Source organism: Novosphingobium sp. BL-S-19, from assembly GCF_055521675.1.
In genome coordinates this window covers 1,218,200-1,231,816 of sequence record NZ_CM145498.1, presented here as the reverse complement: position 1 = coordinate 1,231,816, position 13,617 = coordinate 1,218,200, and the positions used below count along the sequence as shown (strand labels likewise).

The window sequence follows — 13,617 nt, the reverse complement described above, 5'->3', positions numbered from 1 at the left end:
AAGTACCGACCCGGAAAGGAACTCGACTCTTATGCGACGCCTCGCGATCCGGGCGCTGGGCGCCGCGCTGCTGATCCCTACCCTGCCACTTCTGGCCTGCCTGGCACTGGGCGTTCGCCTCTCCATGGGCAAGCCGGTGCTGTTCCGCCAGCAGCGCGCGGGTCTGGATGGAAAGCCGTTCACCCTGTTCAAGCTACGCTCCATGCGGGACGCGAACGGGCCGGACGGTCACCCGCTTCCCGATGAGGCACGCGTAACCGGCTTCGGACGGTTTCTACGCCGCAGCCGGTTGGACGAGCTGCCGGGGCTGTGGAACGTCGCGCGCGGAGACATGACTTTCGTCGGCCCCCGCCCGCTGCTGCCCGAAACCATCGCCGGGCTGGGATCAAGGGGCGTGGCACGCGGCAGGGTCCGCCCCGGACTGACCGGTTGGGCTCAGGTGAATGGCAATACCCTGCTCTCGCTGGACGAGAAGATCGCGCTCGATCTCTGGTACGTCGAGCGTGCTTCGGCATGGCTGGACTTGCGGATTCTTGCCCGCACGGTTTGGGTGATGATCGGCGGAGAGCGGCGGCAGCCGGCGATTGCGCTAGCTTCAGGTGCCCCAACTGCGGAGTGATCGGGCCGGCCCGGCTCCCCGTTGCATCCCATCCAGTTCGATCGCATCCAGCGTATCCACCACGGCATCGGCGGCATGGGCGGCGGTAGGCGGATCGCCGCGATGGATGCGCCCTTCCCGCAGAATCTGCACCGTGCGCCACCCGCGCGCACGGGGCCCGACGAAATCCTTGGCCCCGTTGTCGGCGATATAGACATGGTCCTGCGGTGCCCGGCCGGACCATCGCTCCACCAGTGCGAACGGCATCGGGTGCGGCTTTCCGCAACCGGGCGGCAACATGCCGGTCAGCACCAGTCGGCCCAGCCGCGCGGCAATGCCCAGCGCGCCGACCTTGCCGGCCTGCATCCGCGCCGGTCCGTCGGTAATCAGCCCACCCGATCGCCCGTCGATACGATCCAGCAGCCGGGCGGCATCGGGGGCAAGCGTAATTTTCGGCCGATGGCGGCGATAGAGTTCGACCAGATCGGCAATCGCAATTCCAGCGCCTGCGGCGTCCAACGCGGCCAGCGCGTGATCGAAAATGGAACCGCGCACGCCTTCGTCCAGCAACCGCGCGCATTCTTCCGCAAAGCCGGTGATCCCATGCCGCGATTCCAGCCGGCGGCCCACCGCCGCAAATCCGCTCAGCGCGAAATCCCGTTCCAGGTAGAGCGTATCGTCCAGATCGAAAACCACGACGCAATCGCCCGGAAGGACGACGTCAGCCACGGAACACGGCCGCGTCGTAGCGCACCATGGTCACGTCCTCGCGCCAGTCCTGCGTCGCGCATTCGGGGCCGCCCGTCAGGCTGGCCAGCAGGCTTTCGGCATAACGGCCACCGGCGTGATCGGCCAAGGGATAGCCGCCGCCAAAGCGGGCATTGATCTCGAACACGCATGGGCCGCGCTGAGGGTCATCGATCAACTGGAAGCACAGCACGCCCCGCGCCCCGGGCAGCGCTGCCGCCACGCCTTCGGCAATCGCGCCGAACCGGTCATCGCGCGTGGTCACGCCTTTCTCCACTTCCCCGCCGCGCACCGAAAGCCGGCGATGGGGAATGGCTGAAAGCATGCGCCCGGCCGCATCGATGTACATGTTGACCGTATATTCGGGCCCTCGCAGCAGCTCCTGCACCAGCATCGGTTCGGGATAAGCGGCGGCAATATCCTGCGGTCCTTCCAGCACGCCGATGCCCCGGCTGGCACTGCCGCCCACCGGCTTGGCAAAGGCCGGCCAGCGCCATTCGTGGGGCACAGCGCGCACCTCGTCCATCGGCGCGGTGCGCGGCACCGGCACGCCCGCCGCTGCCAGCACATCGATGGTCCGCTGCTTGTCGCGCACCACCGCCACCGTTTCCGGGTTGCTGACATGCACCTGCGTGCCCAGTTCGGCGAAAAGCGCTTTCGCGCCGGCAAGCGCCTCCAGCTCGGTATCGATCGTGGGCACCAGAAGGTCGATCCCCTCCCGCGCGCAATAGCCCAGCAGGTGATCGACGTAAGTAGGATCGGTGCAGCGCGGCACCGCGAAGGCCGCATCGGCATCCATGCAGGCGGCGCTCAGCTCGGGCACGAAATCGCAGGCATGGATGTGCGCGCGCAGCCCCAGCGCGTCGGCCGCGCGGCGGAAGCAGCGCGTGAGTTCGACCCGCCGCCCGGCGGAGGTGAACAGAATGCGGATGTGCCGCGCGGACGTGGTCATCGGCGTGCCTCCGCCGCTCTGCCGGCGACCTGCAGATGTCCCGGGTTCCTGCGCCAGGCCTTGCCCGATGTCGCCACCGCGCCCAGCAACTGATCCCACCGCCCCAGCACGCGTTCGGGCGCGAAACGCGCCATCGCCTCCGCCGCGGCCATGCCCATCCGCTCCCGCGCGGCACGGTCCTCGATCATCTCGCAAATGGCAGCGGCCAATGCCTGCGAATCGTCCGGCGTAACCAGCAGGCCGGTACGTCCGTGCTCCATCATGTCCGCCGGGCCGAAATCGCAGTTGGACGAAACCACCGGCAACCCGGCCGCCATCGCTTCGGCCAGCACATTGGGAAATCCTTCATAACGGGACGAAAGCACGAAGAGGTCACATTCGGCCACCCAACCGCGCGGAACCGGGCTCAGCCCCGGCAGCCGTACGCGTCCTTCCAGCGACAATGTGGCAATGGCCGCTTCCAGGGCCGCGCGATCGGGCCCCTCTCCCCGGATCGTCAGTGTCCATGCAGGATGGCGTGGAGCGATTGCCGCGAAGGCACGCAGCAGCACATCGAATCCCTTCTGATGCGCGAGCCGACCGACCGCGCAGATCCGCCGCGCATCACCAGGCGAAGGAAAGACGTCGGGCGGGGCGACGGGATTGGGAATCGTCACCAGCCTGCGGCGGACCGCCACCGGAAAGCAGCGGCGCACCGACTCGGTCTGGCAAACGATGGCATCCGCGCGGCGATAGAGCAGATCCAGCCCGCGAGTCCAAAGCGGGTGCATGTCCTGCCGTTCGGGATTGTTGCGCTCCGCACAGATCAGGCGCGTGGCGGTGCCCATCGTCGCCAGTGCGGCGATCAGGTTGTTCTTGGTCAGGAAGGAACAGAGGACCGACGGGGCCGATTCCTCCAGCTCCCGGCGCAGCGCCAAGACACGGCCGGCCACCCCCATGGCGCCCCTGCCTCCGCCCAGGCGGCGCACAGCCGCTTCGCGCGGAAGCTGGTGATAGACCGGCACGCCCGGCTGGTCGAAGGCGATTACCGTGACGCGATGCCCCACCGCGCACCAATGCCGCGCGAGCTGGGCGATGACTTGCTCCGCCCCTCCTGCCCCCAACCCGGAAGCAAGGATCGCAACGTGCATCGGTTCGTTCTCTTGCACCAAGTTTGGGCCTGCGCGCTTTGCTTCTGACCGGTCGAAATTAACCCAAGGGCGAGAGGGCGAAATCAGGTCATGCGGTCTAACCCTTTATTGGCGAAGGGAACTCGGCCCCTTCCCGGCATCGGAGGGGATCGTCATCCAGAGTGATTACGCCCTAATCGCGCTCGCCGCGGGCACGGGGGGGAGACAGAATTGGGTGGGATCGAATGTCCGCGGGGAACCCGATGATGCTGGACGAAACGCGCGAAATGCTCGGCGATGACGAGCGGCTGACCGGCCGAAGCCGGGACGCGCAGCCCCCGTTTCCCTCGCTGGCGGGCTTCGCCTTGCTGGCATTTCTGCTGGCCTGCGTGCTGGGCCGCATGATGTCCATGCCGCTGGGACGGGACGAGAACCTGTTCATCGCCGTATCGGCGCTATCCAGCGGGGCCGACATCTACCGGGACCTCGGCTACAATCACCTGCCGCTGCTGCCCTGGCTGCTGGGTGCGCTCTACTGGATCACCGGCGCCGCGCGGTACCTGTTGATGGGGCGCCTGCTGGTTTTCGTCGGGTGGATCGCGGCTCTTTTCGCCCTCTGGTTCGTGGCCCGGGTGACGCGCGCGGGCGCCTGGGGCTTTCTGGCCGCCGCCGTTCTGCTGCTGTGCAATGTCTTGCTGCTGGGCGCGCCGGGCATGCTGGCAACCAACAATTTCCTGCCGGTTCCGCTGACCCTGTTCGCCATCGGTTTCCTGATCCTGGGATTGGACCGCGACCGCCCCTCCGCCCTGTCCTGCCTGGTCGCGGGGATCTTGGCGACGGGCGCCATCGCGCTGAAGGTGAACTACATCTTCCTTGCCCCCTTCCTGGCGCTGGCCACGGTACTGGCCCCCAGTTCGCGCCCGCTCGGCCAGAGGCTGATGCAGGGCACGCTGCCTCTGGCGCTGGGCGGGCTCTTCGCGGGGATGCCGGTATTGCTGGCAATGGCCAGCGACCCGCAGGCATTCTTTGCCCACACGCTGCGCTATTTCACCCAGGTGCAGCCCGAATATTGGGCCATTTCCACAGAACCTAAAGTGATGACCACGGCACAGAAAGTGCTGCTTGGAGAAGACATCTGGACCGCCAACGCCACGTTGCTGACATTGGCGGGCATCGCGATCCTTGCCGCGCTGCCATTCCTGCGCAGCGGCGTGCAGGCCGGGATCGCCACCTTGTTCTCCTGGCCCGTTGTGCTGACGGCATCTCTGGGCGCGATGGGCTTCGTGATCGCCTTCGTCCCCTCACCCTCCTTTCCGCAATACTTCGTGCCGCCGATCCCGTTCCTGCTGTTGCTGCTGCTGCTGCTGCGCGCACGCACGGCGCCGATCGACCGGCCGGCCGCCGATGGCGTGTTGCTGGCGCTGATGCTGGTCGCGCTGCTCTGCGCCCTGTCTCGATTGGGGCCCGGGCTCGTCTCATTGGCCCGGCCGGCACGCTGGGAGCCGGTCTCGCTCCACCGGGACGCGCGCGCCCTGGCGCGCGAGGCAGGATTTCCCGGCGGCGAAGCGGCAGTCACGCTGTCCCCGGCGATCGCACTGGAAGGCGGCTTCACGGTTCCTCGCGAATTCGCTGCCGGCCAATTCGTCTACCGCGTGGGCGACCTGATCGCGCCGACGGACCGCCAATACTATACCACCACGTCGCCGACGCGGCTGGTGGCATTCCTCGACTCTGCGCCCCCGCCGGCAATCCTGGTGAACGGGGACGAGCCGCTGGAGCAGGCCTTTGCCGACTATGCCCGCGCGCGCGGCTATGCCGAGTTCGTCAGCCAGGGCAAACACAAGGAACTGCGCCTGTTCCGCCGACCGGCCCCCAATACCGTGGCGGTGCGATAGGCCCCATCGCAACGGCGCCAAATGCCGCTTCCGACGATTATGGATGCGCGCGCCGTCCGACAATTCCCGACACACCGCCTATCTGGCCAACCCATGTGGTCAGCCCATGTGGACGACCTGCGAACCTCCGGGTCGCCCAGAGTGCCGTTATCGTGCCGTCGCCGCGCAAAAATGCCCTTGGGGGCATTTGCCAAACAGCTTCTTAGCCCTTTGGTGCCCCTGCTGGCTAAAGCTGCCTACCCCCGATGCCCATTTCATCGGACGCGCGCTCTGCCCTTAACCTTGGCCTCATCCAGCGGACAATTTCCTCTGAAATTTCCGTGTCCGGAGAGACTGTTATGAAAGTCGTCCTGCTTGCCGGCGGCCTTGGCTCACGCCTCGCCGAAGAAACGGTTCGGATCCCGAAGCCCATGGTCGAAGTGGCCGGGCGCCCGATCATGCTCCACGTCATGGATATCTACGACCATTGGGGCCATAACGACTTCATCGTCGCCTGTGGCTACAAGGCCATGGCGATAAAGAGTTTCTTCCAGGATCTTCACCTGATGTCGAACGACTTCACGGTGGGCATCGGCAATGGCGAGATGGCGCTGCGGCCCACATCCAAGGTCGATTGGCGGGTCTCCGTGGTGGACACGGGCCTGGCAACCATGACCGGCGGGCGCATCCGCCGGCTGAAATCCTGGCTGGATGACGAGACTTTCATGGTCACCTACTCCGACGGGGTGGGCAACGTGGATATTACCGCGCTGCTGGAATACCACCGCGCGCACGGCAAGCTGGCCACCGTCACCGCCGTGCAGCCGCCCGCGCGCTTCGGCAATCTTGAGCTGGGCGAATGCGCCGGCAAGGGCGGCCAGGTCGTCGAATTCACCGAAAAGGTGGTGAAGTACGAAACCTGGATCAACGGCGGCTTCTTCGTCTTCGAACCGGGCGTGCTGGATTACCTGGTCGGCGACGAGGAACCGCTGGAACAGGCCCCGCTCACCCGCCTTGCCCACGACGGCCAGTTGATGGCCTTCAAGCACAAGGGCTTCTGGCACCCGATGGACACCGTGCGCGATCGCGACACGCTGGAAAAGCTGGCCACCCAGACGCTGCCGCCGTGGATGGATTTCGAAAACGGGCAGCCGGTGCTGAGCACCGATGGCCCCAAACTGCAACATGCCTGACGAAGGCTCTCCGGATCAGGCGCTTGCAGCGGTATACCGTGGCAAGCGGATTCTGGTGACCGGCCATACCGGCTTCAAGGGTGGCTGGCTGTGCCTCCTGCTCAGGCGACTGGGCGCTGAGGTTTCTGGGATCGCCTTGCAACGCCCCCCGCAAGGTCCTGACTTTTTTCACGCGGTCGACCTTGAGGGGCTGGTCGACCACCGAGTGTCGGACATTCGCGACGCCGCCGCCTACCGCGCGGCCTGCGACGGGCTGGCGCCGGACCTTGTGTTCCACTTGGCCGCGCAGGCGCTGGTGCGCCCGTCCTACGACGATCCGGTGGAGACTTTCGCCACCAACGTCACCGGTACCGCCGTCGTGCTCGATACGGTGCGGCGGATGGACACGGTGCGCGGCGTCGTCGTCGTCACCAGCGACAAGTGCTATGACAACCGCGAATGGGAATGGCCCTATCGCGAGAGCGACGCTTTGGGCGGGGCCGATCCCTACAGCGCGTCGAAAGGCTGCACCGAACTGGTGGCCGCCGCGTTCCGCCGTTCGTACTTCGCCGATCCCTACCGCTGCCAGATCGCCACCGCCCGTGCGGGCAACGTGATCGGCGGGGGAGACATGTCGGTGGACCGGCTACTGCCCGACATCGTGCGCGCCACCATGGATGGGGCCGCCGTGACGATCCGCAACCCGGCCAGCGTGCGCCCGTGGCAGCATGTGCTGGAACCGCTCACCGGATACCTGATGCTGGGCGCAAAGCTGCTGGGCGGCGATGCCCTCCGCTACGCCGAAGCGTTCAACTTCGGCCCCAGTGCAGAGGGTTTCATCGACGTGGAGGCACTGGCCCGCCGCTTCCAGCATGCCTGGGGGCCGGGGGTTGCGCAGATCGCTTTCGGCCACCGGCCCGACGATCCGCACGAGGCCGGAATGCTGACGCTCGATTCCAGCAAGGCGCATGCCCGCCTTGGCTGGCGGCCGCGCCTGACGACCGAGCAGGCCGTGGCGATGACGGCCGAATGGTACCGCGCCGCCACCCGCAGCGGACCCGACATGCGCGCCTTCACCGAGGCGCAGATCGCCCGATATTTCGGCACTTTTGCCCGAACCGACCAGCACGAAACCCATCCTCAGGGAGGATCAGCAACGATATGCGCGTGAACTATGGCCAGACCGTCCATGGCGAGGAAGAGATCGCCGCCGTCGTCGAAGTGCTGCGGACGTCGACCCAGATGGGCCCGAAAGTGCGCGCCATGCAGGAACAGGTGGCCGCGCTCTTCGCCAAGGGCCACGGGATCATGGTCAATTCCGGATCCTCGGCAAACTACCTTGCGGTGGAGCTGCTGAACCTGCCCGAAGGCAGCGAAGTGATCACCCCCGCCCTCACCTTCGCGACCACGGTGGCCCCGATCGTCCGTTCGCGGCTGGTGCCGGCCTTCGTGGATTCGGCAGTGGGCACCTACAACATCGATGTCGACCGGATAGAGGCGATGATCGGGCCGAACACCAAGGCGATGATGATCCCCTCGCTGATCGGCAATCTGCCCGACTGGGACCGCATCCGTGCGATTGCCGATGCCCATGGCCTGATCGTGGTGGAGGACAGCGCCGATACGCTGGGCGCCACCTTGCGCGGCACCAGCACCGGCACGCGTTCGCATATCTCCACCACCAGCTTCTACGGATCGCACGTGATCAACGCGGGCGGCAACGGCGGCATGATCTGTGTTTCGGACGAGGATCTGGCCCGCCGCGCGCTGCTGCTGCGCTCTTGGGGGCGGACGAGTTCGCTGCACGTCGATTCCGAAAGCATCGACAAGCGCTTCAACGTCGCGCTCGACGGCATCGACTACGACGCCAAGTTCCTGTTCGACGAACTGGGCTTCAATGTGGAGCCTTCGGAAATGGGCGCGGCCTTCGGTCTGGTCCAGCTGAAGAAGCTGGAAACCAACATCGCCGCGCGCGAACACAATTTCCGCCGCCAGTTCGATTTCTTCAAGACCTATGAGGACTGGTTCGAACTGCCCCGGCAATTGCCGGAATCGCGCACCGGCTGGCTCGCCTTCCCGCTGACCATCCGCGCGAACGCGCCGTTCACGCGCACGCAGATGCAAATCTGGCTCGAACAGCGCGACATCCAGACGCGCCCGGTCTTCACCGGCAATATTCTGCGCCAGCCGGCCATGCAGGGCGTTACCGTCAAGGCCGCGCCCGAGGGTTATCCGGTGGCCGACGCGGTGATGATGGGCGGCATCCTGCTGGCCTGCCACCACGGCCTGACGGAGGCACACATCGATTACATGCACGAATGTTTCGAAGGCTTCGTCGCCTCCCTTTCGTCATCCCCCCGTTTCGAGGAGGCAGCCGATGCTTGAACAACTCCACCGCGCCGATGTCGATGGCAGCGTGCTGCACACCTGCCGGGCCTGTCTGGCGCCCGATCCCTACCTGTTCCTGCCGCTGGGCGATCACGCGCCGGGCCAGATGCTGATCGCACCGGAAGATCTCGACAAGCCGCAGCCGGCCTTCCCGCTGAACACGCAGGTCTGCCTGCAATGCGGGCTGATCGAGATTGCCGATCAGGTTCCGGCCGACTTCTTCCGCCACTACCTCTACGTCCCTTCGGGCGCCACGCGGATGCACAGCCATTTCGCCGGACTGGCCGAAGTGCTGGCAGAGCGCGCCGGTGGCGGGCTGATCGTCGACATCGGCAGCAACGACGGGCTACTGCTTTCCGGCTGCAATGCGCTGGGCTGCCGCACGTTGGGCTTCGACCCGGCCGAGAACATCGCCGCGATGGCGGCCGAGCGCGGAGTGGAGACCTTCGTCGATTACTTCCACCCGCAGTCCGCCGCGCAAGTGCTGGAAGAACGCGGACCGGCCAAGGTGATCGTCACCACCAATACCTTCAATCACATCGGCGACTTGCACCGGTTCATGCAGGCGATCGGCGTGCTGCTGGCCGAAGACGGCACGTTCGTCATCGAAGTGCCACGCGCGATGGAATACATCGATCACACCGAATTCGATAATATCTATCACGAGCATGTGTCCGAATTCAGCCTGCTCTCCATCGCGAAGCTGGCCGGGTTCTTCGACCTTGAAGTGACCCACGCGCAGTCCCTGCCCGATATCCACGGCGGTTCCATGCGCATCTTCATCAACCGCAAGGCGATGGGCCTTGGCCCCAGCGACGAGGCGCAGGCGATGCTGGCGGACGAAGTCGCCGGCGGGATGCTGCTGCGCGAAACCTACGACGAACTGGCCGGGCGCGTCGCGGCGATGGGCACCGACGTGATCGCCATGCTGGACGAAATGAAGGCAAAGGGCCTGAAGATCGCAGGCTACGGCGCCAGCGCGCGCGGCAACACGTTGATCACCCACTACGGGATCGACACGAAGTATCTGGATTTTCTGGTCGACAAGAACCCGCTGAAGCACGGGCTCTATTCGCCGAATACGCGCATCCCGATCCGTCCCGTCGAAGCGATCGAGGAGGAACAGCCCGACGTGCTCTTCGTGCTCGCCTGGAATTTCTTCGACGAGATCTTCGAACAGCAGGCCGCTTTCCGCGCCCGCGGCGGACGGTTCCTGGTGCCGCTGCCGGTGCCGAGGATCGTTGCCTGACGGGAAAGAAAGAACTGCCCGCCACGTTTCCGGGAACGAATGGGCTGGACGGAAAGGGTACCGAGGTGAGCAAATCAGTCTCGCTGGTTACAGGTGCAGCCGGCTTCATCGGCTCGCACCTTTCCGCGCGCCTGTTGGCGGAAGGAGACGAAGTCCACGTCTTCCAGCGCCCAGCCTCCTCCCTGACACGGCTTTCCGCGATCGCGGACAACCTTGTGATCCACCGCCTGGACCTTTCGGACAAGGCCGCCGTGGCCGAGCGCGTGGCCGCGATCCTGCCCGACCGCGTATTCCACCTTGCCGCCGAAACCCGCCTTTCGACCGAGCCGAACTTCGCCAACGCGCGTGAGGCGATCGGGCTTTATGTCGATCCCGCGCTCAATCTGGTGGAAGCGCTGGCCGATCTGCCCGATCCGCCTTCAGTGGTGATCCGCGGCGGCACCATCGCCGAATATGGCCGTGTGGCGCTGCCCTACAGCGAAACCGGCCGGGCCAGTCCGCTGACGCCCTATGGCATGGGAATGCTGGCGGCGACCAACTGCCTGGGAATGCTGGCCCCCGCGCTGCCCTTTCCGGTTATCACCGCAAGGCTGGCGCTGTGCTATGGCCCCCGCCAGTCCTGCAATTTCCTTGTGCCGGCGCTGATCGACGCGGTACTTGCCCAGCGCCAGATCACCGTCCGGCGGCCCGACGACCGGCGCGATTTGCTGCATGTGTCCGACGCGGTCACCGCGTTGGTGCGGATCGCGGAACTGGCCCCCAACGACTGCACGGTCGTCAACGTCAGTTCCGACATGGCGCCGACGATGCGCGAAGTGGCCCGGCGCATAGTCGAGCTGACCGACTGCGATCCCGCACTGATAGCGATGCACCGCGCACTGCCCGGCGAAAGCCCGATGGAACTGCGCTGCTCGGCCGAACTGGCACGCGTGCGCTTTGGCTGGGAACGGCAGATCGGGCTTGAGGAAGGGCTGCGGCAGACGATCGCGGCCGAACAGCGAATGCGCAGCATGGCGGGGTCGGAACGGTGAGCGGAGAACCAAAGACCCTGATATCGATCCTGGTGCCCGCGCTGAACGAGGAACAGAACGTCGTGCGCTGCTACGAGACGATCGTGCGCGTCTTCGAAAAGCTGCCCGAATACAGTTACGAGATCATCGTTACCGACAATCATTCGACCGATCGAACCTTCGAACTGCTTGAAGAACTGGCTGCCAAGGATCGCGGGCTGAAGGTCATCCGCTTTTCGCGCAATTACGGTTATCAACGATCGCTGCTCTGCGCCTACAAGGCGGCAACCGGCGCCTGCTCCATCCAGCTTGACTGCGATCTGCAGGATCCGCCCGAACTGATCCCGGAAATGCTGCAGCTCTGGCGGCTGGGCCATCAGGTCGTCTACGGCATACGCCGCAGCCTGCAGGACAATTTCTTCGTCGCGACCGCGCGGCGCGCTTTCTACCGGTTCATCACCTGGATCAGCGACGACGAACTGCCGGTAAACGCGGGCGAATTCCGGCTGGTCGACCGGCGGATTCTGGTGGAACTGCACAAGGTGGACGATGCCTCCCCCTACCTGCGCGGATTGATCAGTGCGATGGGCTTTTCGCAAATCGGGCTGGAGTACGACCGCGCCGACCGCGCGGCGGGCGAAAGCAAGTTCCCGCTGAAATCGATGATCTCGCTGGCGGTGGACGGCGTGCTCAACCATTCGCTGCTGCCGCTGCGCTTCGCCTCCATCTCAGGCATCCTGATCGGCGCGCTGACGCTGTTGCTGACTTTCGTCTATCTGATCGGCCGGGTGTTTCTGGGCCAGCACTGGCCCGCCGGTTTCGCCACCACCACGATCCTGCTGCTGATGTCGATCGCCATAAATTCGATCTTCATGGGCATCTTGGGCGAATATGTCGGCCGCCTGTTCCTTCAGGCCAAGAGCGCCTCGAATCCCATCGTGGAAAGCCGGCTGAACTTTCCCGAAGTGGTCACGCTGGTCGCCCGCGAAACACGATAAGGCGCGTCAGCACGAACAGCACCGCGGCATACGTGCACACTGCCAGCCCCTGCAACAGCGCCGGCTGCGCCGCGGCGCCGGACGATCCCAATCCGGCCGCTCGGCCCAGCACGATCACGGCAAGGTTGGCGCCATAGGCAGTAAGAAACGCCAGCACATAGCGCACCAGTTCGCCGCCATCCGGCCGGTGCCGCGCGCGAAAGGTCAGCCTGCGGTGCAGCGCCCAGGAAATCGGCAGCCCCATCGCAAAGCCCGCGACATTGGCGGCATAATCGCCCAGCCCGGCGTAGAGCCAGCACAGGATCAGGGCATAGCCGATCGCGGTATTGGCCGCCCCCACCAGCACGAAACGGATCAGCGTGGCCAGTTCGCCGCGCCATGTCGTCGCAGGCGGCAGGCCCTGTCTCATTCGGCTGCGAGCGATGATGGCTCGACCTCGCCGGCCTCGACCTCGCCGCCCCCGACCTCGCTGCCATAAAACCCGCGATACCAGTCGGCAAAGCGCTGGAGCCCTTCCTCCAGCATGACTTGCGGGTGATAGCCGGTCAGCGCGTTGAGGCGGCTGACATCGGCATATGTGGCGGTAACGTCGCCCGGCTGCATCGGCCGCATGATCTTGACTGCATCGCGGCCCAGCGCCGCTTCCAGCGCGGCGATCATGTCCATCAGTCCCACCGGCCGACTGTCCCCGATGTTGAGCACGCGGTGCAGCGGATCGTAGTCTCCACCGCCCGGCGGATTGTCCAGCGCGCCGATCACGCCGTCGACGATGTCGTCGATATACGTGAAGTCGCGCGCCATCTTGCCCTCACCGTAGACCTCGATGGGCTCGCCCGCCATGATCTTTCCGGTGAAGCTGAAATAGGCCATGTCCGGCCGGCCCCAGGGGCCATAGACGGTGAAGAACCGCAGCCCGGTCTGCGCGAAGTGGTAGAGCCCGGCATAGGCGTGGCTCATCAACTCGCACGAACGCTTGGTGGCCGCGTAGAGCGAGACGGGCGAAACGGTGGCGTCATCCTCCGAAAATCCCTGCCCGTTCAGCGGCCGGTCGCCATAGACCGAGCTGGAAGAGGCATAGACCAGATGCTCGAACCCCGGCGCGTGGCGGCAGGCTTCCAGCACCGAAAGATGACCCGCTAGGTTCGAATGCTGATAGGCGAAAGGATGCGAAAGGCTGTAGCGCACGCCTGCCTGCGCGGCCAGATGCACCACCCGCCGCACCCCCGCCTTGCGCATCAGCGCCGCAAACGCATCGGCGTCGGCCACGTCCATACGGTGGAAAGTGAAGCCGGGGTGCCCATCGAACGTCGCCAGCCGCGCTTCCTTCAGCGCGGGGTCGTAGTAGTCGTTGACGATATCGACGCCGATCACCCGCTCGCCGCGCGCCAGCAGCCGGTGCGCAACGGCATGGCCGATAAAGCCGGCTGCACCGGTGACAAGGACAGGGGCCGGTCCCGGCGCGTGTCCGGCGCCTGAGCCAAGGGCAGAGACGGCGTTGTCGAGGCTGGCGTTCACTGGAC

General features: G+C 65.6%; 13 protein-coding genes. 8 read left to right on the top strand and 5 right to left on the bottom strand.

Annotated elements, in window-relative coordinates; genetic code table 11:
* The first annotated feature begins 31 nt into the window (after nucleotides 1–31).
* Nucleotides 32–619: a sugar transferase gene (locus ACZ1JV_RS14145; protein ID WP_465152045.1), complete on the top strand. Its 588-nt coding sequence runs from the start codon at nucleotides 32–34 to the stop codon at nucleotides 617–619.
* Here the strand turns inward: ACZ1JV_RS14145 and ACZ1JV_RS14140 are convergent.
* The 3 genes from ACZ1JV_RS14140 to ACZ1JV_RS14130 are packed head-to-tail and all read right to left on the bottom strand — an operon-like array spanning nucleotide 596 to nucleotide 3,427.
* On the bottom strand, nucleotides 596–1,327 hold the full coding sequence (locus ACZ1JV_RS14140) for an HAD family hydrolase (protein ID WP_465152044.1): 732 nt from the start codon (nucleotides 1,325–1,327) through the stop codon (nucleotides 596–598). The two genes, ACZ1JV_RS14145 and ACZ1JV_RS14140, sit on opposite strands and share 24 nt — an antisense overlap.
* On the bottom strand, nucleotides 1,320–2,297 hold the full coding sequence (locus ACZ1JV_RS14135) for an ATP-grasp domain-containing protein (protein WP_465152043.1): 978 nt from the start codon (nucleotides 2,295–2,297) through the stop codon (nucleotides 1,320–1,322). Before ACZ1JV_RS14135 ends, ACZ1JV_RS14140 begins: the two co-directional genes overlap by 8 nt.
* A complete protein-coding gene (locus tag ACZ1JV_RS14130) occupies nucleotides 2,294–3,427 on the bottom strand; it encodes a glycosyltransferase family 4 protein (RefSeq protein ID WP_465152042.1) in 1,134 nt (377 codons plus the stop codon). The genes ACZ1JV_RS14135 and ACZ1JV_RS14130 overlap by 4 nt, the downstream gene beginning before the upstream one ends.
* A gap of 224 nt (nucleotides 3,428–3,651) precedes the next feature.
* Here ACZ1JV_RS14130 and ACZ1JV_RS14125 point away from each other — a divergent pair, with 224 nt between their 5' ends.
* From ACZ1JV_RS14125 to ACZ1JV_RS14095, 7 genes are all read left to right on the top strand, one after another.
* Entirely contained in the window at nucleotides 3,652–5,301 is a 1,650-nt protein-coding gene (locus ACZ1JV_RS14125) for a glycosyltransferase family protein (RefSeq protein WP_465152041.1), read from the top strand.
* A gap of 338 nt (nucleotides 5,302–5,639) precedes the next feature.
* On the top strand, nucleotides 5,640–6,473 hold the full coding sequence (rfbF, locus tag ACZ1JV_RS14120) for a glucose-1-phosphate cytidylyltransferase (protein ID WP_465152040.1): 834 nt from the start codon (nucleotides 5,640–5,642) through the stop codon (nucleotides 6,471–6,473).
* Nucleotides 6,466–7,623, top strand: a complete 1,158-nt coding sequence (rfbG, locus tag ACZ1JV_RS14115; RefSeq protein WP_465152039.1) for a CDP-glucose 4,6-dehydratase — start codon at nucleotides 6,466–6,468, stop codon at nucleotides 7,621–7,623. The genes rfbF and rfbG overlap by 8 nt, the downstream gene beginning before the upstream one ends.
* Nucleotides 7,614–8,837 (top strand): DegT/DnrJ/EryC1/StrS family aminotransferase, encoded by a 1,224-nt coding sequence (locus tag ACZ1JV_RS14110; protein ID WP_465152038.1) that lies wholly within the window; start codon nucleotides 7,614–7,616, stop codon nucleotides 8,835–8,837. The genes rfbG and ACZ1JV_RS14110 overlap by 10 nt, the downstream gene beginning before the upstream one ends.
* A complete protein-coding gene (locus ACZ1JV_RS14105; protein ID WP_465152037.1) occupies nucleotides 8,830–10,089 on the top strand; it encodes a class I SAM-dependent methyltransferase in 1,260 nt (419 codons plus the stop codon). The genes ACZ1JV_RS14110 and ACZ1JV_RS14105 overlap by 8 nt, the downstream gene beginning before the upstream one ends.
* A gap of 65 nt (nucleotides 10,090–10,154) precedes the next feature.
* Nucleotides 10,155–11,120 (top strand): NAD-dependent epimerase/dehydratase family protein, encoded by a 966-nt coding sequence (locus tag ACZ1JV_RS14100; RefSeq protein WP_465152036.1) that lies wholly within the window; start codon nucleotides 10,155–10,157, stop codon nucleotides 11,118–11,120.
* The gene (locus tag ACZ1JV_RS14095) at nucleotides 11,117–12,097 is read left to right on the top strand and encodes a glycosyltransferase family 2 protein (RefSeq protein WP_465152035.1); all 981 of its coding nucleotides are present in this window, start codon (nucleotides 11,117–11,119) and stop codon (nucleotides 12,095–12,097) included. The genes ACZ1JV_RS14100 and ACZ1JV_RS14095 overlap by 4 nt, the downstream gene beginning before the upstream one ends.
* On the opposite strand, the gene ACZ1JV_RS14090 is transcribed toward ACZ1JV_RS14095, so the two are convergent.
* Both ACZ1JV_RS14090 and ACZ1JV_RS14085 read right to left on the bottom strand, forming a co-directional pair.
* Entirely contained in the window at nucleotides 12,069–12,506 is a 438-nt protein-coding gene (locus ACZ1JV_RS14090; protein WP_465152034.1) for a GtrA family protein, read from the bottom strand. The two genes, ACZ1JV_RS14095 and ACZ1JV_RS14090, sit on opposite strands and share 29 nt — an antisense overlap.
* Complete coding sequence (locus ACZ1JV_RS14085) at nucleotides 12,503–13,612, bottom strand: SDR family NAD(P)-dependent oxidoreductase (protein ID WP_465152033.1); 1,110 nt, start codon at nucleotides 13,610–13,612, stop codon at nucleotides 12,503–12,505. Before ACZ1JV_RS14085 ends, ACZ1JV_RS14090 begins: the two co-directional genes overlap by 4 nt.
* Nucleotides 13,613–13,617 lie beyond the last annotated feature (5 nt).

Bases quoted from the DNA above. Each gene is read 5' to 3' on its own strand.
- ACZ1JV_RS14145 (WP_465152045.1), top strand. From the start codon at position 32: ATGCGACGCCTCGCGATCCGGGCGCTGGGCGCCGCGCTGCTGATCCCT.
- ACZ1JV_RS14135 (WP_465152043.1), bottom strand. From the start codon at position 2,297: ATGACCACGTCCGCGCGGCACATCCGCATTCTGTTCACCTCCGCCGGG.
- ACZ1JV_RS14130 (WP_465152042.1), bottom strand. From the start codon at position 3,427: ATGCACGTTGCGATCCTTGCTTCCGGGTTGGGGGCAGGAGGGGCGGAG.
- ACZ1JV_RS14125 (WP_465152041.1), top strand. From the start codon at position 3,652: ATGTCCGCGGGGAACCCGATGATGCTGGACGAAACGCGCGAAATGCTC.
- rfbF (WP_465152040.1), top strand. From the start codon at position 5,640: ATGAAAGTCGTCCTGCTTGCCGGCGGCCTTGGCTCACGCCTCGCCGAA.
- rfbG (WP_465152039.1), top strand. From the start codon at position 6,466: ATGCCTGACGAAGGCTCTCCGGATCAGGCGCTTGCAGCGGTATACCGT.
- ACZ1JV_RS14110 (WP_465152038.1), top strand. From the start codon at position 7,614: ATGCGCGTGAACTATGGCCAGACCGTCCATGGCGAGGAAGAGATCGCC.
- ACZ1JV_RS14105 (WP_465152037.1), top strand. From the start codon at position 8,830: ATGCTTGAACAACTCCACCGCGCCGATGTCGATGGCAGCGTGCTGCAC.
- ACZ1JV_RS14090 (WP_465152034.1), bottom strand. From the start codon at position 12,506: ATGAGACAGGGCCTGCCGCCTGCGACGACATGGCGCGGCGAACTGGCC.